The organism is Streptomyces sp. NPDC058401 (assembly GCF_042722885.1).
Classification (GTDB): Bacteria; Actinomycetota; Actinomycetes; order Streptomycetales; family Streptomycetaceae; genus Streptomyces.
On record NZ_JBHXKA010000070.1, the window covers coordinates 1 to 16702 of the forward strand.

The 16702-nt window shown below is 72.2% G+C and carries 17 protein-coding genes; 10 read left to right on the forward strand and 7 right to left on the reverse strand.

Annotation, left to right across the window (positions count from 1 at the left end; translation table 11 throughout):
• Positions 1-28 precede the first annotated feature (28 nt).
• Entirely contained in the window at positions 29-970 is a 942-nt protein-coding gene (mshD, locus tag ACFWNV_RS24250) for a mycothiol synthase (protein WP_383950739.1), read from the reverse strand.
• 230 nt (positions 971-1200) lie between these two features.
• On the opposite strand from mshD, the gene ACFWNV_RS24255 reads away from it, so the two are divergent.
• Positions 1201-3024, forward strand: coding sequence for a bifunctional metallophosphatase/5'-nucleotidase (locus tag ACFWNV_RS24255; RefSeq protein WP_383950741.1), 1824 nt, complete (start codon positions 1201-1203; stop codon positions 3022-3024).
• A 242-nt stretch (positions 3025-3266) separates the two neighbouring features.
• Here ACFWNV_RS24255 and ACFWNV_RS24260 read toward each other — a convergent pair whose 3' ends face one another.
• Positions 3267-4046: an alpha/beta fold hydrolase gene (locus ACFWNV_RS24260; protein WP_383950744.1), complete on the reverse strand. Its 780-nt coding sequence runs from the start codon at positions 4044-4046 to the stop codon at positions 3267-3269.
• A gap of 169 nt (positions 4047-4215) precedes the next feature.
• On the opposite strand from ACFWNV_RS24260, the gene ACFWNV_RS24265 reads away from it, so the two are divergent.
• Positions 4216-4785 (forward strand): TetR/AcrR family transcriptional regulator, encoded by a 570-nt coding sequence (locus ACFWNV_RS24265; RefSeq protein WP_383950747.1) that lies wholly within the window; start codon positions 4216-4218, stop codon positions 4783-4785.
• A gap of 112 nt (positions 4786-4897) precedes the next feature.
• Positions 4898-5812 (forward strand): phosphatidylinositol-specific phospholipase C, encoded by a 915-nt coding sequence (locus ACFWNV_RS24270; RefSeq protein ID WP_383950750.1) that lies wholly within the window; start codon positions 4898-4900, stop codon positions 5810-5812.
• On the opposite strand, the gene ACFWNV_RS24275 is transcribed toward ACFWNV_RS24270, so the two are convergent.
• From ACFWNV_RS24275 to ACFWNV_RS24295, 5 genes are all read right to left on the reverse strand, one after another.
• Entirely contained in the window at positions 5792-7231 is a 1440-nt protein-coding gene (locus tag ACFWNV_RS24275; protein ID WP_383950752.1) for an ATP-binding protein, read from the reverse strand. The genes ACFWNV_RS24270 and ACFWNV_RS24275 overlap by 21 nt on opposite strands.
• Entirely contained in the window at positions 7228-7977 is a 750-nt protein-coding gene (locus ACFWNV_RS24280) for a response regulator transcription factor (protein ID WP_383950755.1), read from the reverse strand. The genes ACFWNV_RS24275 and ACFWNV_RS24280 overlap by 4 nt, the downstream gene beginning before the upstream one ends.
• Before the next feature lie 64 nt (positions 7978-8041).
• Entirely contained in the window at positions 8042-9265 is a 1224-nt protein-coding gene (locus ACFWNV_RS24285; RefSeq protein ID WP_383950757.1) for a S1C family serine protease, read from the reverse strand.
• A 421-nt stretch (positions 9266-9686) separates the two neighbouring features.
• Positions 9687-10709 carry a LacI family DNA-binding transcriptional regulator gene (locus ACFWNV_RS24290; protein ID WP_383950760.1) on the reverse strand — a complete coding sequence of 341 codons (1023 nt, stop codon included), beginning with the start codon at positions 10707-10709 and terminating at the stop codon, positions 9687-9689.
• A 70-nt stretch (positions 10710-10779) separates the two neighbouring features.
• Entirely contained in the window at positions 10780-11550 is a 771-nt protein-coding gene (locus ACFWNV_RS24295) for a response regulator transcription factor (RefSeq protein WP_243339450.1), read from the reverse strand.
• A gap of 510 nt (positions 11551-12060) precedes the next feature.
• On the opposite strand from ACFWNV_RS24295, the gene ACFWNV_RS24300 reads away from it, so the two are divergent.
• The 7 genes from ACFWNV_RS24300 to ACFWNV_RS24330 all read left to right on the forward strand — a co-directional run bounded on the left by ACFWNV_RS24300 (position 12061) and on the right by ACFWNV_RS24330 (position 16689).
• Positions 12061-12315 (forward strand): MoaD/ThiS family protein, encoded by a 255-nt coding sequence (locus tag ACFWNV_RS24300; RefSeq protein WP_383950762.1) that lies wholly within the window; start codon positions 12061-12063, stop codon positions 12313-12315.
• A gap of 10 nt (positions 12316-12325) precedes the next feature.
• On the forward strand, positions 12326-13774 hold the full coding sequence (locus ACFWNV_RS24305) for a hypothetical protein (RefSeq protein ID WP_383950765.1): 1449 nt from the start codon (positions 12326-12328) through the stop codon (positions 13772-13774).
• Positions 13775-13934: 160 nt separating this feature from the next.
• Entirely contained in the window at positions 13935-14648 is a 714-nt protein-coding gene (locus tag ACFWNV_RS24310; RefSeq protein ID WP_383950767.1) for a DUF2993 domain-containing protein, read from the forward strand.
• A 164-nt stretch (positions 14649-14812) separates the two neighbouring features.
• Complete coding sequence (locus tag ACFWNV_RS24315) at positions 14813-14896, forward strand: putative leader peptide (protein ID WP_350206375.1); 84 nt, start codon at positions 14813-14815, stop codon at positions 14894-14896.
• Between the two features lie 177 nt (positions 14897-15073).
• Entirely contained in the window at positions 15074-15919 is an 846-nt protein-coding gene (locus ACFWNV_RS24320) for a sulfurtransferase (RefSeq protein WP_383950770.1), read from the forward strand.
• A 70-nt stretch (positions 15920-15989) separates the two neighbouring features.
• Positions 15990-16283 (forward strand): DUF1416 domain-containing protein, encoded by a 294-nt coding sequence (locus tag ACFWNV_RS24325; protein WP_383950773.1) that lies wholly within the window; start codon positions 15990-15992, stop codon positions 16281-16283.
• A gap of 142 nt (positions 16284-16425) precedes the next feature.
• The gene (locus ACFWNV_RS24330) at positions 16426-16689 is read left to right on the forward strand and encodes a DUF3099 domain-containing protein (RefSeq protein ID WP_250744599.1); all 264 of its coding nucleotides are present in this window, start codon (positions 16426-16428) and stop codon (positions 16687-16689) included.
• The last annotated feature ends 13 nt before the right edge of the window (positions 16690-16702 follow it).

The following is a 16702-nucleotide window of genomic DNA, read 5'->3' on the forward strand; positions in this document are numbered from 1 at the left end:
AGGTGCCGGGGCCGCCGCCGCCCGCCGGTCAGCTCTCCGTGCGGTACATCAGGTCGACCTCGTGGGTGGAGAAGCCGAGGCCCTCGTACACGGCCAGGGCCGCCGGGTTGTCGGCGTCCACGTAGAGCATCGCGGTGGGCAGCCCCGCCGCGGCCAGGTGGCGCAGGCCGATCGCGGTGAGGGCCTTGCCGAGGCCGCCGCCCTGTGCGCCGGGGCGCACCCCGAGCACGTAGACCTCGCCCAGCTGCTGCTCGGCGTGCACCTTCGTCCAGTGGAAGCCGATCAGCTCGCCGTCGCGCTCCGCGAGGAAGAAGCCCTTGGCGTCGAACCAGGGCTGCGCGATGCGGTCGTTCAGGTCCCGCTGGGTGAGCGAGCCCTGCTCGGGGTGGTGGGCGAAGGCCGCCGCGTTGACGGCCAGCCAGGCGGCGTCGTCGGAGCCGGGCACGAAGGTGCGTACGGTCACGCCCGCGGGGAGCGCGGCCTCCGGCAGGGCGGTGGCTGTGCCGGCGGACTCGCCGAGCGGGCGGCGGAGCTGGCGCAGTTCGCGGAACAGGGTCAGGCCGAGCACCTGCGCGAGGTGGCGGGCGGCTGACTTGCCGCCGTGCGCCCAGACCCGGATCCGCTTGCCGGAGGCGGCCAGCAGGGCGGTGCCCAGCGCCCGCCCGTGCCCGCGCCCGCGCAGCGCGGGGTGGACGACGAGCTCGGCGGCGGGGGCCTCCACCGGGTCGGTGTCCTCCAGTTGCCCGTATCCGGTGAGCCGTCCGTCGGCGGTGAGGAGGAAGTGCCGGATCCCCTCCCGTGCTCCGCCGCGCAGCTGGAGCCGGCCCTGCTCGGACACGGCGGTGGTGCCGTCGGTGCGGGCCGCGTCCTCGATGAGGGCGAGGACGGCGTCGGCCTGTTCGTCCGTCAGTTCGTCGAGGGTCTGGATCTGCCGTCCCGGCTCCAGGACCACTGCTGCGTCGTCAGTCATGGAACCGAGCCTACGACCACGGTGGGGGACAGCCGTGCGGGCGGCCCCGAGTGCCCTGCCGAGTGCCCTGCTGAGTGCCCTGCGGAGTGCCCTGCCAGGGGCCTGTCGGCGGGTGCTTTTCTCCTGCGTGTAACCAGCTCGATACCCGGTACCCCCTGTCGCGCTACGCGCGTTGACTCTAGGCTGCGGCAGACCTCCCAAGATGTATCGCTGTCCGCAAAGGGGACCACATGTCAGCGACGCCACAACGGCACCGCCGAGTCCGCCGGTTGGCCTTCACCGCTCTCGCCGTCGCCACGGCGGGCGGGGCGATGGTCGCCGCCGCCCTTCCGGCCGGAGCCGCGAGTGGTAACGGTGGTGGCCATGACCACGGCCGCACCGTCGACGTGCAGATGCTGTCGTTCAACGACCTGCACGGCACGCTGGAGCCCCCGCAGGGCTCCTCGGGCACGGTGACCGAGCGTCAGGCCGACGGCACCACCAAGGCCATACCCGCGGGCGGTGTCGAGTACCTCGCCACCGGTCTGCGCGAGGCCCGCAAGGGCCACAAGTACTCCGTCACCGCCGCCGCCGGCGACATGATCGGCGCCAGCCCGATGGTGTCGGGCCTGTTCCACGACGAGCCGACCATCGAGGCCCTCAACGACCTCGACCTGGACGTCAGCAGCGTCGGGAACCACGAGTTCGACGAGGGCAAGACCGAGCTGCGCCGCATGCAGTACGGCGGCTGCCACCCGGTCGAGGGCTGCTTCGAGTACGGCAAGGAGTTCGGCGGCGCCGACTTCAAGTACCTCGCGGCGAACGTGGTGGACCAGAAGACGAAGCGTCCGATGATGAACCCCACCTTCATCTGGAAGAAGGGGGACGTGAAGATCGGTTTCATCGGCGTCACCCTGGAGGGCACGCCGGACGTCGTGACGGCCGACGGGGTCAAGGGCCTCAAGTTCGGCGACGAGGTCGAGACGATCAACAAGTACGCCAACGAGCTGAACAAGCAGGGCGTGAAGTCGATCGTGGCGCTGATCCACGAGGGCGGTCTGCCCGCGAACGGCGCGTACAACTACGACTGCAACGTCCCGGGCGCGGGCGCCGGCATCTCCGGGGCCATCGTCGACATCGCGAAGAACGTCTCGCCGAAGGTCGACGCCCTGGTCACCGGTCACACGCACCAGGCGTACGCGTGCAACATCCCCGACCCGGCGGGCAACCCGCGCACGGTCACCTCGGCCGCCTCCTACGGCCGGCTGTTCACGGACACCACCCTCACGTACGACCGCAGGACCAAGGACATCGTCCGTACGCCGGTCTCCTCGCCGCTGGTGGTCCAGAAGCTCGTCAACCGGGACCAGCCCAAGGCCCCGGACCTGACCGCGCTCATCCAGCGCTGGAACGCGCTGGCCGCGCCGATCGCGAACCGTCCCATGGGCTACATCTCGGCCGACATCGCCGGCCGCGGCTCGGCGGAGTTCGAGAAGCCGCTCGGTGACGTGATCGCCGACGCGCAGCTGGAGGCCCTGGCCCCGGCGGCCAAGGGCGGCGCCCAGCTCGCCGTCATGAACCCGGGCGGCATCCGCGCGGACCTGGCCTACAAGGCCGCCGGCGCCGAGGGCGACGGGGTGGTGACGTACGGGGAGTCGTACACGGTCCAGCCGTTCACCAACATGATGAACGTCGTCGACCTGACCGGCGCCCAGCTGGTCACCATGCTCCAGCAGCAGGTCAGCGGCCCGGTCAACGGTCCGAACCCGAAGATCCTGCAGATCTCCAAGGGCTTCTCGTACACCCTGGACACCACGAAGGCGGGCGCCGACCGCATCGTCGTGGACTCGGTGAAGCTGAACGGTGCGCCGCTCGACCCCGCCGCGACCTACCGGGTCGCGATGAACGAGTTCCTCGCGGGCGGCGGTGACGGTTTCACCGTCCTGAAGGAGCACAAGAACAAGCTGGTCGGCGCGTCCGACCTGGACGTCTTCAACGCCTACCTGAGCGGGCACTCCTCGGCGGCGGCGCCGCTGGCCCCGCCGGCGGCGGACCGGATCACGGTCGTCAAGTAACACCTGTTCCGGGAGGGGCGGGGGGGCCGCGGCCCGCCCCCCCCGCCGCGGGGGGCGATGGCCGCGGGGGGGGGGCGGGCGGGGGCCGGGGTTCCCGCCCGGGGGGGGTTAGGCCGGGAGTGGGGGCCCGCCCCGGGGGGGGCGCCGCGGGCCCCGCCGGCGGCGCACCGTATCACGGTCGACAAGAAACACCTGTACGGGGTGGGGCGCCGGCCAATCGCCCCGCCGCCCCTTCGGCGTTCTCAGAGGCCGGCGAGGAAGGTCCGGACGGCGCCGTGGAAGCCCTCCGGGTCGGTGAACGGCAGGAAGTGCTCGCCGTCCAGTGGTGCGTACGAGGTCCCGGGCCGCTCGGCGACCATCGCGTCGGCCTGTGCCTGCGGGAGCGAGGCGCTGCGGGTGCCGTGGATCAGCAGCGCAGGGCAGCTGCTGGAGAGCCAGGCGGCCCAGTGGTCGCCGCGGCAGGCCTCGACGGAGTCGAGCATGTCCTGCGGGTGGAACGGCAGCCGCCAGCCCCCGTCGGGGAGCGGCCGCAGGGCCTGGGCGACGAACTGGGAGCCCACCGGCCCGGCCGCGGCGAGGAGTTCCTCGCGGGTGGGCGCGGTGTAGCGCATGGCCCGCAGGAACTGCGTCCACGCGCCGTCCGCGGGGTCGATCTCCAGGGCGGACTCCGTGTCGATGAGCACCGAGATCCGGTCGGGGTGGGCGGCGGCCAGGTGGACGGCGTTGAGCCCGCCGAGGGAGTAGCCGAGGAGGGCGACGGGGGCGTCCAGGCCGAGGTGGTCGAGGAGGGCGACGGCGTCGGACACGTAGCCGGTGCGGCCGTAGTCGGCGGCCCGGTCGGAGTCCCCGTGGCCGCGCTGGTCGGGGGCGATGATCCGCCAGTCCTCGCCCAGGGCCTCGGCGAGGCCGGCGAAGGCGAGGCCCTCGGACATGCCCCCGTGCAGGGCGAGCAGGGGGCGGCCGGGGCCGCCGAAGTCCAGGTACGACAGCGTGCGGCCTTCGATGGTCAGTGTGTGGCGCATGGGTCGGCTCTCCCCTGTTCGTCCTGCGGTGACGTGTGGCCCGCGGTGACGGTGTCTCTGCGGTGACGGTCTCCGCGGTGCCCGCTCCGAGCCTGTCAGGATTTGGGCAAGCGCGCAATACGTATGTCTTGGGCGCTTGCCCAACAGGGGGCGCGGCTACGATCCCGGCATGGGAAATCGCGAGGACCTGCTGGCCGGAGCGCGCCGCTGCCTGGAGGAGAAGGGCTACCTGCGCACGACCGTGCGCGACATCGCCTCCGCGTCGAAGGTGAGCATGGCCGCGATCGGCTACCACTTCGGCTCGCGCGAGGCCCTGCTGAACCTCGCCCTCTTCGCCGCCATGGACGAGTGGGCCGCCGGGTCCGGGCGCCTCACCGGCCAGGGGGCCACCTCCACGGAGCGGTACGCCGACACCTGGGACCGCAAGATCCGGGACTTCGGCGACATGCGCTGGCTCTGGATCGCCAACGTGGAGGCCTTCGTCCACGCTCAGTCCTCGCCCGAACTGCTCGCGATCCTCGCCGAGGGCCAGCGCCGGTCCCGGCGCATGGTGGCCGCCCAGCTGCGCGGACTCCCCCTGGAGGAGGTCGCGGAGGAGGACGTACGGAGCCTCGGGTCGGTGCACATCGCGCTGCTGACCGGGGTCATGGTGCAGTGCCTGACCGACCCGGAGCACGCGCCCGACGGCCGGTCCCTCGCCCAAGGGCTGCGCCTGATGGCGGAGTTGCTCGAAAACTGATCCCTACCCGTGGGTAGTAATGGGTGGCTCCGCACGCCATAATCCGGGCCACCACTGGGTCGGCAAAGGGGCGGGCATGGGCGTGGGCACGGGCGTGGGCGCAGGCACGGATATGAGCGCGGATACGGGTGCGGGTACGGCTACGGGGCTGCGCCGGCGCAGCTTCCTGGCGGGCGCCGGGGCGGTCGCCCTGGGAGCCGCGGGCGCCGTCGCCGGGCTCGGTGCGGCGCCGGCCGCCGCCGCGGGACTCTCCACCCAGGACTGGATGAGCGGGCTCGCCGACTCCACCGCCCTCCAGCGGATGACCATCCCCGGCACCCACGATTCGGGCGCCACCAGGGGCGGGCTCTACGTCGCCTGCCAGAACACCTCCATCGCCGACCAGCTCGGCTCCGGGATCCGCTTCCTCGACGTCCGCTGCCGGGTGACCGGCGGCTCGTTCGCGATCCACCACGGCGCGTACTACCAGAACCTGATGTTCGGCGACGTCCTCGCGGCCTGCTGGAACTTCCTCGCCGCGCACCCCTCCGAGACCGTGCTGATGCGGCTCAAGCAGGAGTACTCCGAGGAGAGCGACGCCACCTTCCGCGCCGTCTACGACGACTACCTGAACAACCGGGGCTGGAGCCCGCTGTTCAAGGTCGCCGACTCGCTGCCCACCCTCGGGCAGGTCCGCGGAAAGGTGCTCCTGCTCCCCGACAACGGGGGTCTGCCCGGCGGCCTGCGGTACGGCGACGGCAACGTCTTCGACGTCCAGGACGACTACATGGCCGAGCCCTTCGCCAAGCGGGGCAAGATCGAGAACCAGTTCCGCAAGGCCGTCCAGCAGCCCGGCAGGTTCTTCATGAACTACACCAGCACGGCCGCGGCCCTGCCGCCCCGCTGGAACTCCGACCGGCTCAACCCCCAGGTGCACGCCTTCGTCGACGGCTCGGAACTGGCCGGCCGGACCGGGCTCGGGATCGTCCCGATGGACTTCCCCAACACCCGCTCCGGTCTGGTCGCCTCACTGATCCGGCACAACTGACGTCTGCGCCGGCGGCGGAGTCGGGGCGCCCGGGATGCTGAGCACCGCCTCGGTGCCCGGGCCGCCGTCCGCCGGGGCGCGCAGGGCGGCGGTGCCGCCCGCGCGCTGCACCGTACGGGCCACGATGGACAGGCCGAGGCCGCTGCCGGGCAGGGCCCGGGCGGACGGGGAGCGCCAGAAGCGCTCGAAGACGTGCGGGAGGTCGTCGGCCGGGATGCCGGGGCCGCGGTCCCGTACGGTCAGCTCGCCCGCGCGCAGCGACACGGTGACGGAGCCGCCCGGCGGGCTGAACTTCACCGCGTTGTCCAGGACGTTGACCACCGCGCGCTCCAGGGCCGCCGCCTCGCCGCGCACGTACCAGGGCGCCAGGTCCGAGTCGAACTCCAGCTCCGGACCGCGCAGTCGGGCCCGGGACAGCGCCGCGCCGGTGATCTCGTGCAGGGCCACCACGCCGAGCGGGCCGGGGGCGGCCGCGTCCGGGCGGGACAGCTCCTGCAAGTCGCCGATCAGCGAGGCCAGTTCCGTCATCTGGGCCTTGACCGAGGCCAGCAGCTCCTTGCGGTCCTCCGGCGGAATGGCCCGGCCGGTCTCCTCGCTGCGCGCCAGCAGCTCGATGTTGGTGCGCAGCGAGGTGAGCGGGGTGCGCAGCTCGTGCCCGGCGTCCGCGATCAGCTGGGCCTGGCGCTCCTGGGAGGAGGCGAGCGCGGCCGTCATGGAGTTGAAGGACCGCGACAGGCGGGCGATCTCGTCGTCGCCCTCGTCGGGGATGCGGACGGTGAGGTCCTCGGTGCGGGCGATGTGCTCGACCGCGCCGGTCAGCTCGTCGACCGGGCGCAGCCCCGTACGGGCCACCCAGAGGCCGGCGACGCCGGCGCCGAGGACGCCGACCCCGCAGACGAAGAGCAGCACCCAGGCCAGCGTGGACAGCGGTTCGGTGACGTCCGAGAGGGGTTTGGCCACCGAGATCGCGGCGTTCTGCACGTTCGGCCCGGAGGACAGCTCCACCGGCTGGGTGTAGACGCGTACGGGCGTGCCGTCCGTGGTCCTGCCGTCGTACAGGATCGCCCCGCGCAGCCCCTTGGCCACTTCGAGGTCGTAGTCGGTGACCGGGAGGGTGTCCTTCCCGTCCACCCAGCAGCGGCCGCCCGTGGGGAGCACGATCTGCACCTGCGCGCTCAGGTTGTTCTCGAAGGTGCCGGGAGCCTTGTCCTGGCACCTGATCTGGTTCAGCGTCTGACTCGCCTGCGCCCGCGCGTTGGTGGAGCGCAGCGAACTGTTCAGCTGGTCGTTCAGCTGCGTGCGGACCATGAACCAGCTGACGCAGGCGACCGCCGCGACCGCCAGCGCCACCGCGACGGTGACCAGCAGGGCCAGCCGCGAACGGAGCGGCAGCCCGCGGAATCTGGCGGTGGGGCTCACTCCGGACCGCCGGGGTGGTCGCCGGCCCCGGCGGCACGCAGGACGTAGCCCACCCCTCGTACGGTGTGGACCAGGCGGGGCTCGCCACCGGCCTCGGTCTTGCGGCGCAGGTACATCACGTACACGTCCAGGGAGTTGGAGCTGGGCTCGAAGTCGAAGCCCCATACGGTCTTCAGGATCTGCTCGCGGGTCAGGACCTGGCGCGGGTGCGCGAGGAACATCTCCAGCAGGGTGAACTCGGTACGGGTCAGCTCCACCGGGCGCCCGGCGCGGGTGACCTCGCGGGTGGCGAGGTCCATGCGCAGGTCGCCGAAGGTCAGCGCGTCGGCGTCGCCGGGACCGCCGTCCCCGGGGGCGGCGGCGTAGGAGCTGCGGCGCAGCAGGGCGCGGACCCGGGCGAAGAGCTCGTCCAGCTCGAACGGCTTGACCAGGTAGTCGTCGGCGCCCGCGTCGAGGCCGGTGACGCGGTCGCCGACCGTGTCACGGGCGGTCAGCATCAGGACCGGCGTGGTGCTGCCGGCGGCGCGCAGCCGGCGGGCGGCGGTCAGACCGTCCATCCGCGGCATCTGGATGTCCAGGATGATCAGGTCGGGGGCGTACGAGTCCGCCTTGTCGAGGGCGTCGAGCCCGTCGACGGCGGTCTGCGTGCCGTACCCCTCGAAGGCCAGGCTGCGGCGCAGGGCCTCGCGTACGGCCGGTTCGTCGTCGACGACGAGGATGCGCTGCTGGTCGCCTTCGGCGCTCATACGGGGTCCCCCCAGGTGGTGGTCGGTCTCCTACCAGGCTCGCACGGGCGGCCGGCAGTCGGGCTCAGAAGGAGGTCCCGAACCCGTTCGCCGTGTTGCCCGTGTTGTTGCCGGAGCTGTTGCCGGTACCGCCGGGGCCGCCCTTGCGGAGCGAGGGGAGGTCGGCCTTGATGGTGTTGACCGGGATGGCGAAGCCGAGGCCGACGCTGCCCGCGGAGCCGCTGCCGCTGGAGGGGGAGTAGATCGCGGAGGGCATGCCCACGATCTCGCCGTTCATGTTGACGAGGGCGCCGCCGGAGTTGCCGGGGTTGAGCGAGGCGTCCGTCTGGATGGCCTTGTACGAGGTGGTGTCGGTGCCGGTGTTGCCGTTGAACTGCTGGCCGCCGTAGGAGAACGGGAAGCCGTCCTCGGGGGACTGCTGCTTCTGCTCGGACTTCGGGACGTTCACCTCACGGTCGAGCGCGGAGACGATGCCGCTGGTGACCGTGCCGGTGAGGCGGTCGGGGGAGCCGATGGCGACGACCTCGTCGCCGACCTTGAGGTTGTCGGAGTTGCCGAGGTTCGCGGGCTTGAGGCCGCTCGCGCCCTCCAGCTTGATGAGGGCGAGGTCCTTGTCCGGGTCCGTACCGACGATCTTCGCGTTGTACTTCTTGCCGTCGCTCATCGTCACCTGGATCTGGCTCGCGCCGTCGATCACGTGGTTGTTGGTGACGATCTCGCCGTCGGCGGTGATCACGACGCCGGAACCGGTGCCCTGGCCGGAGCCGGTGCGGGTGTCGATGCGGACGACGGAGGGGCTGACGTTCTCGGCGACGCCGGTGACGGTGCCGTTGTTCGACTGGGAGATGGTGCTGCCGTTGACGCCGGTGCCGGTGCCGTTGGTCTTGTTCAGCATCTGCTGGACGGCGGCGGCCGTTCCGCCGCCGACGACGGCGGCCGCGAGGGCCACGGCGGCGAGGAGGGCGACCGGACGCTTGGCACGGGCGTGGCCCTGCCCCTGCGGGGCGGGCGCCGCCGGGGCGGCCTCGCCCCAGGTTTCCCAGCCGCCGCCGCCGTTGCCGCCGCCGCTGGTCTGGGGGACGGTCTCGCCCTGGATGACCGGGGGAGTGTGGGCCTCGTGCCAGCCCGGGGCCGGGGCCGGGGGGTAGGAGGGCGGCGGCGGGTACGCGGCCGCGGCGTCCTGGGCGAGCCGGTCACGACCGCGCTGCCAGTCCTCGCCCCAGGGGGCGGGCTGCTGGGGGCGGTTTTCCTGGGGGTACTCGCCTTCGCGGCGGAGGTTCTCGGTCATGACTACGACTCTGTCCGCCGATCATGAGAGCTTCCTGAGTCCCCCCTGAGAAGCCCGACAGAACCGTGTATGCCCGATATAAGCCCGGGCTGGGCCCGGCGGCCCGGGGAGCGGGTGGGGTGCCCTACGGGGCTCCGCCCCAGACCCCACGCCTCAAACGCCGGCGAGGCTGAATTGTGCCGCGCAGCGGCAAAACCAGCCCGTCCGGCGTTTGAGGACCGGGTCCGGGCGCAGCCCGGGGAACGGGCGAAGGGCGGGTAGGGGACCTCGCCCCGCAGGGCCGACCCAGCCGCACCCGCCCACCGGACCCCGCGCCGGGACGGCGGTGGCGGCAGCCCCGACCGGGCACCGCCGGACGGAGTCCGGCGCAGCGGCGCGAAGCCCGCGCAGCGGTGCGAGCGGCGCGTCAAGAAGGAAGGAACTAGCGGCAGCCGCAGGAGCGGCGGATGACCAGGGCCGACGGGAACTGCTTCAGGCGTTCGCGGCGGGAGCCCGCCACCCGCAGGGCGTCGTCGAGGACGAGGTCCACCGCCGCGCGGGCCATCGCGGGGCGGTCCGAGGCGACGGTGGTGAGGGGCGGGTCCGTGAGGGCCGCCTCCTTGACGTCGTCGAAGCCGGCGACCGCGAGCTGCTCGGGGACGTCGATGCGGAGCTCGCGCGCGGCCCGCAGCACGCCGATCGCCTGGTCGTCCGTGGCGCAGAAGATCGCGGTCGGCCGGTCGGGCTTGGCCAGGACCTCCAGGGCGACCTTGTACGCGTCGTAGCGGTTGTACGGGGCTTCGATGATCCGGCCCTCGGTGGAGCGGCCGGATTCCTGCATGGCCCGGCGCCAGCCCTCGACGTGGTCGGCCACCGGGTCGCCCACGGACGGGGTGTTCTCGATGCCGCCGATGCAGGCGACGTACTCGTGCCCGTGTTCCAGGAGGTGGCGGGTGGCGAGCTGGGCGCCGCCGATGTCGTCGGTGACGACCGCGACGTCGTCGATGGCCTCGGGGCGTTCGTGGAGGAGGACGACCCGGGCGTCCCAGGCCTCGATCTCGCTGGCGGCCTGCTCGCTCATGCCCTGGCTGACCAGGATGAGTCCGGAGACCCGCATGCCGAGGAAGGCCCGCAGGTAGTGGACCTCGCGCTCGGTGCGGTAGTCGGAGTTCCCGACGAGCACCATCTTTCCGCGCTCGGCGGCGGCCTGCTCGACCGCGTGCGCCATCTCCGCGAAGAACGGCTGGCGCGCGTCGGGGACGATCATGCCTATGAGGTCGGTGCGCCGTGAGGCCATCGCCTGGGCGACCCGGTCCGGGCGGTAGCCCAGGTCCTTGATCGCGGCGAGGACACGCTCGCGCGTGGCCGGGGCAACCGGCCTGGGTCCGTTGTTGATGACGTAGCTCACGACGGCGGTAGAAGTACCCGCAAGTCGTGCCACGTCATCCCGCGTCACCTTGGCCACGCGCGGAAGTCTACGCGGGGTGACCTACCTCTGGGCAGGGCGTCCGGAGGAGGTCATTCCCGCGGACCCCCTAGTCCATCCGGGTGAGTGCCGCCGCGGCCCGCGCGGAGGCTTCGGCCGCCGCCTTCGTGGCCGCCTGCGCGGCCGCTTCCGCCGCCGCCCGTTCCACCTTCTCCGGCGTGACGAAGCGGTACCCGACGTTGCGGACGGTACCGATCAGCGACTCGTGCTCGGGCCCGAGTTTCGCGCGCAGACGCCGTACGTGCACGTCGACGGTGCGGGTGCCGCCGAAGTAGTCGTAGCCCCACACCTCCTGGAGGAGCTGCGCACGGGTGAAGACCCGGCCCGGGTGCTGGGCGAGGTACTTCAAGAGCTCGAACTCCTTGAAGGTCAGGTCCAGGACCCGGCCCTTCAGCTTCGCCGAGTACGTCGCCTCGTCGACCGACAGGTCTCCGTTGCGGATCTCCATGGGGGAGTCGTCCGAGCCGAGCTGCTGGCGGCCCGTGGCGAGGCGCAGCCGCGCTTCGACCTCGGCCGGTCCCGCGGTGTCGAGGAGGACGTCGTCGATGCCCCAGTCGGCGGTGACGGCCGCGAGGCCGCCCTCGGTGACGACGAGGATCAGCGGACAGCCGGGCCCCGTCGAGCGGAGCAGCTGGCACAGCGACCGCACCTGGGGCAGGTCGCGGCGGCCGTCGACGAGGATCACGTCGGCGCCCGGGGTGTCCACGAGGGCGGGGCCCTCGGCGGGAGCCACCCGGACGCTGTGGAGCAGCAGGCCGAGGGCCGGCAGGACCTCGGTCGAGGGCTGCAGGGCATTGGTCAGGAGCAGGAGTGAGCTCATGCTCGACCACCTGCCCGGGTCGGGCGGAAGTACTGCTGGTGTGCGTGCGCAGGTGCGTGCGCCTGTACCTCTGCCCGCACCTGCACTTGCACGACGGTTCGCTGGTCCATCACGTCGGTTCCTCCTCGGTCCCGTCGAGGACTTTCGCGGCACTGCTTCGTACGACTTGCCTGGTGTCCGCCGGTCCCCGCGCCCTGAGGTCCGGATGGATACCACTGTTCTCGGTCCGTTCAACGTGCTGAAAGCACAAAAGGACCCGGGGGCTACGTTGCCCGGATCCTCTCGGCAGCAGAATAGCCCACCCGCCCGGGCGGGGCCGAGGCTTCGGAGCGTTCCACTTCTGTGGTTCCCACCACCCCCGGGACCTGCATATGCGCCGGTTTCACCGGATCGGTGGACCCGGTGCGGGCCGCTCGGGCGCACGCGGGGCGCGCGGAGGCACGCCGGGATCGGGGGCAGGAGGGGTCATGATGGAGGCCGACGGCAGAGCGCCGACGAGAGGAGCGTGCAGTGGCAACCGGAACCATCCGCTACTGGGCGGCGGCGAAGGCCGCGGCCAAGACGGCGGAGGAGCCGTACTCGGCGCGGACACTGGCCGAGGCGCTCGACGCCGTGCGGGAACGCCACCCCGGGGAGCTGACCCGGGTCCTGCTGCGCTGCTCCTTCCTCGTGAACGAAGATCCCGTGGGCAAGCGCCCGCACGATTCCGTCGAGCTGACCGAGGGGGGCACCGTGGAGGTGCTCCCACCGTTCGCGGGCGGGTGAGCGGAGCCCGATGACTACACCGAGCACGCCCGAGGAACAGCAGCGGCAGCAACAGCAGCAGCAGTACCTGGACCAGCAGCAGGAGCAGCAGCCCGATCCGTACGGGACCCAGACCTGGCAGTCCCCGACGTGGGACACCTCGTACCAGCCGGTCCAGGCCCCGCTGGACGGCGTACCGGCGCAGTACCCGGTCGCGCCCGAGGGCTGGTTCCGCGAGGAGCCGCAGGGCCAGGGGCAGGGGCAGGGGCTGGGACAGCCGGAGGCGCAGGCCCAGCCGCAGGCGCCCGTCGCCGGTCAGGAGTGGGGGCAGCAGCAGGCGTACGCGGACCCCTACGCGGATCCGTACGCGGCTCCGGCCGCCTACCCGCAGACCGCGGCCCCGGACCACTGGTTCCGCGAGGAGGCGCAGGCCCCGCAGGCCGAGCCGCAGCAGCCGTGGGGTGATGCGGCGTACCCGGCCGCCGCCTACCCGGCCCCGGCCGACCCCTTCCAGGAACAGGCCCAGGCACAGGCCCACCCCCAGGCCCAGGCCCCCGTCCCCGCTCCGGCTCCCGGCCAGGAGTGGGTCGCGGAGCAGGCCCCGTACCTCCCGCAGCAGGCGGCCGAGGTCCCCGGCGGGGCGCCCGCCGACCCGGTGGCCGGCGGGGCCGCCGAGGAGGAGCCCGCCTGGTCGCCGCCCACGCTCGCCGGCAACACGCTGCGCGCCGTGGACCCGGCCCAGGCCCGCGCCGAAGGCCGCTCGCCGATCATCGATCCGGGTCCGCAGGCGGCCATACTGACGGCCGTCCTCGGGCTGGTCCTCGCGGCCGCCGCGGCGGTGAGCGAGTACGCGCTGCTCGCGCCCCTGATCGCCCTCCAGGGCCTCACCGCGGCGGGCTGGTTCCGCCTCAACGGCATGTGGCCGGCCCGTCAGGGCATCGCCCTGGCCTTCGCGGGGGCGGTCGCCGCCGATGCGGCCGTGCTCGCGGTGGGGGAGCCGTACGGCCCCGGTGCGATCGTCGGCACCCTCGGCGCCTGGGTGCTGCTGACGCTGGTGCTCCAGCTGCGCAGCCACGCCGATCCGGACGAGCGGATGTACGGGCTGATGGCCTCGGTGGCCTCGGCCGCGCTCGCCATCATCTGCGCCGGGTACCTCGCGGCCGACTCCGCCGCCGCGACCGTGGGCGCCGCCGCCGTGGCGGTGGCGGTCTTCGCCCGGGCGCTCCCGCTGCCCACCGCGCCCTCGGTCGGCGTCTCGCTGGCCGCCGCGGCCGGTGCGGGCATCGCAGTGGGCGGGCTGACCTCCGTGGGCGCGGGCGGGGCGCTGATCGGCCTGGCGGCCGGGGTGTGCGCGCTGATCGGGCTGCGCGTGGCGGCGTACGACTATCCGTCGAAGTTCGTCCACATGACGGCCGGTGTCGCGCTGCCGCTGGCCGCGGCGGCCCCGGCGGTCTACCTGATCGGCAGGGTGGTGGGCTGAGGCCCGGGCCTTCCCCTCCCGAGCGCCCGTCCCGGTAGACCGGGGCGGGCGTCGCCACACCTGCTCACGCACACCTGCTCACGCCCCGTCATCTGACAGCGCCCTCACGGCCGGACATGGTCCACTGGCCCGACGTACCAATCGTCTGGGGGGTGGGCACGTGCGTGTCCTGCGTGTCGTTGTGATCATCGGAGTGGTCCTGGGCGGTCTGCTCGTCGGGCTGGACCGCTGGGCGGCCGGTTACGCCGAGGACCGGATGGCTGAGCGGATCCAGGCCCGGCAGGGCCTGTCGGGGGTGGGCGTGGACATCCACGGGTTCCCCTTCCTGACCCAGGCGCTCTCGCACGACCTCGGCCAGGTCGACCTGAAGGTGGCCGGCGTCGACGTGGCGACCCCGGACGGCCGTACGACGCACCTGTCCGGGCTGCGGGTCGCCTTCCGGGGCGTGGAGCTGAACGGCGACTACAGCGGCGGCACCGCGCGGTCCGCCGAGGGCTCGGCCCTGGTCTCGTACGCCGACCTGACCGCGGCCGCCCAGCCCGGGGTGACGGTCGCCTACGGCGGTGCGCCGGGCAAGCTGAAGGTCACCGCGAGCGTGGAGTTCCTCGGCCGGACGCTCAGCCGCAGCGTGGTGTCGACGGTCTCGCTGGTCGACGCCCCCGGCGGGAAGGGCGGGAAGATCGTCCGGGTCCGCGCCGACGAGGTGCCGGGTGAGGGCCTCCCCGGGATCGAGTCCGTGGTGCGCAAGAAGACCGACTTCGACCGGCGGATCGACGAGGGACTGCCGTCGGGGGTCCGGCTGACGGGGCTGACCTCGGGCCAGGCGGGTCTGGAGCTCACCCTGGGCGGTACCAATCTCGCATTGGCCGGATAGTGAGACGAGCGGGTCCGATCCGCAGATGGGAGGGCCGTACGAGCCCCCGTACACCCCGTCCCGGAGGATCGGCAAGGAGTCTGATCTCAGTATTCGGACGATCCTGTCTCGAAATATGACACGGCGGTGACAGGGCGGCCGATTCGTCCCTACGATCCATGGCTATGAAGCATCAGCAGGCGGATCTCACGAAGCGGCGGGCAGTAGACCTGTGTCGCGTCGCCGCCATGCTCTGTCGATCCATGTGACGTGTGAGCGCATCCCGCTCCATAGCCGGACGACGGCCTTCCGCTTTCCCGTGTGACCGCCCCTGCCTCCCGCCCTCCTGAAGCCTCCCCGCAACAGGATTCCGCGGCCGCACCCGGACGCACGCACCCCGCACCACCAGCACCACCCCGCCGCACACTGCCCCGGAGGAGAACACCATGAGCCGCAGCGACGTCCTTGTAGACGCCGACTGGGTCGAGGCCCACCTGAACGACGCGAACGTCGTCATCGTCGAGGTGGACGAGGACACGTCCGCGTACGACAAGAACCACATCACCAACGCCGTCCGGATCGACTGGAAGAGCGACCTCCAGGACCCGGTCCGCCGCGACTTCGTGGACCAGGAGGGCTTCGAGAAGCTCCTCTCCGCCAAGGGCATCTCCAACGACGACACCGTCGTCCTCTACGGCGGCAACAACAACTGGTTCGCGTCCTACGCCTACTGGTACTTCAAGCTCTACGGCCACCAGGACGTCCGCCTGCTCGACGGCGGCCGCAAGAAGTGGGAGCTCGACTCCCGCGACCTGGTCGACGGCACCGAGGTCCCGAACCGCCCGGCCACCGCGTACAAGGCCCAGGCCCAGGACACCTCGATCCGCGCCTTCCGTGACGACGCGGTCGCCGCGATCGGCACCAAGAACCTGGTCGACGTCCGCTCGCCCGACGAGTTCTCGGGCAAGCTGCTCGCGCCGGCGCACCTCCCGCAGGAGCAGTCGCAGCGCCCGGGTCACATCCCGAGCGCCCGCAACATCCCGTGGTCGAAGAACGCCAACGACGACGGCACCTTCAAGTCCGACGAGGAGCTCACCGCCCTCTACCAGGCCGAGCAGGTCGACCTGGCGAAGGACACCATCGCCTACTGCCGCATCGGTGAGCGCTCCGCGCTCACCTGGTTCGTGCTGCACGAGCTCCTGGGCCAGGAGAACGTCAAGAACTACGACGGCTCGTGGACCGAATATGGCTCGCTGGTCGGCGTGCCGATCGAGCTCGGCCCCAACAAGTAGTTCAGGCCGGCAAGCACGCGGGGCACGCGACGCCCCGGTAGTCGTACCTCTCTAGGACAGGACAGAGAACATGTGTGGAGCACAGATCGGCGGGCCCGACCTCGCCACGCTGAAGCCCGGTGAGACGGCCATCCAGGGCCAGGTCACCAAGGACGGCGAGCCCATCAGCGGCTACGTCCGCCTGCTGGACTCGACCGGCGAGTTCACCGCCGAGGTCCCGACCTCGGCCACCGGCCAGTTCCGCTTCTACGCGGCCGAGGGCTCCTGGACGCTGCGCGCCCTGGTGCCCGGTGGCGCCCAGGCGGACCGCGCCGTGGTCGTCGTCGAGTCCGGCGGCGTCACGGACGTGGCGATCGCGGTCTGAGCACCGCACCTGTGTGAACGTATGACCGTATGACCGGCCGAAGGGCCGCACCCCCGGGGGTTGGACGCCATCGGATCGGGGTGCGGCCCTTCGTGTCGTCCCGGGCCTCCCCGGGAGCGGGCGCCGGCTCTACCCTGGAGACATGTACGCCCGGCGCCGGCGCGCCTATTTCCTGCTCATGGGCGGATGCCTGTTCCTCTTCGTCTCCGCCTGGTCCTTCGTGCGCCTGTGGTCCGTCGAGGCCGCCGTGGCGCTGTGCGTGGTCGCCATGGTCATCCCCCCGGTCGCCGCGATGGTCGCGAACCGGCGCGGCCCCGACGACCGCTGGTGGGACGACCCCTCGGGTGACGCGAAGTCCGACGAGTGGTGGGACGAACTGGATGGAAAACGGCGTCACGAGGATTGAAACCAGCCGATAT

Coding starts and splice junctions, on each gene's coding strand:
- ACFWNV_RS24270 (WP_383950750.1), top strand. CDS start 4,898: ATGAGCGCGGATACGGGTGCGGGTACGGCTACGGGGCTGCGCCGGCGC.
- mshD (WP_383950739.1), bottom strand. CDS start 970: ATGACTGACGACGCAGCAGTGGTCCTGGAGCCGGGACGGCAGATCCAG.
- ACFWNV_RS24320 (WP_383950770.1), top strand. CDS start 15,074: ATGAGCCGCAGCGACGTCCTTGTAGACGCCGACTGGGTCGAGGCCCAC.
- ACFWNV_RS24255 (WP_383950741.1), top strand. CDS start 1,201: ATGTCAGCGACGCCACAACGGCACCGCCGAGTCCGCCGGTTGGCCTTC.
- ACFWNV_RS24280 (WP_383950755.1), bottom strand. CDS start 7,977: ATGAGCGCCGAAGGCGACCAGCAGCGCATCCTCGTCGTCGACGACGAA.
- ACFWNV_RS24260 (WP_383950744.1), bottom strand. CDS start 4,046: ATGCGCCACACACTGACCATCGAAGGCCGCACGCTGTCGTACCTGGAC.
- ACFWNV_RS24330 (WP_250744599.1), top strand. CDS start 16,426: ATGTACGCCCGGCGCCGGCGCGCCTATTTCCTGCTCATGGGCGGATGC.
- ACFWNV_RS24315 (WP_350206375.1), top strand. CDS start 14,813: ATGAAGCATCAGCAGGCGGATCTCACGAAGCGGCGGGCAGTAGACCTG.
- ACFWNV_RS24325 (WP_383950773.1), top strand. CDS start 15,990: ATGTGTGGAGCACAGATCGGCGGGCCCGACCTCGCCACGCTGAAGCCC.
- ACFWNV_RS24295 (WP_243339450.1), bottom strand. CDS start 11,550: ATGAGCTCACTCCTGCTCCTGACCAATGCCCTGCAGCCCTCGACCGAG.
- ACFWNV_RS24285 (WP_383950757.1), bottom strand. CDS start 9,265: ATGACCGAGAACCTCCGCCGCGAAGGCGAGTACCCCCAGGAAAACCGC.
- ACFWNV_RS24265 (WP_383950747.1), top strand. CDS start 4,216: ATGGGAAATCGCGAGGACCTGCTGGCCGGAGCGCGCCGCTGCCTGGAG.
- ACFWNV_RS24305 (WP_383950765.1), top strand. CDS start 12,326: ATGACTACACCGAGCACGCCCGAGGAACAGCAGCGGCAGCAACAGCAG.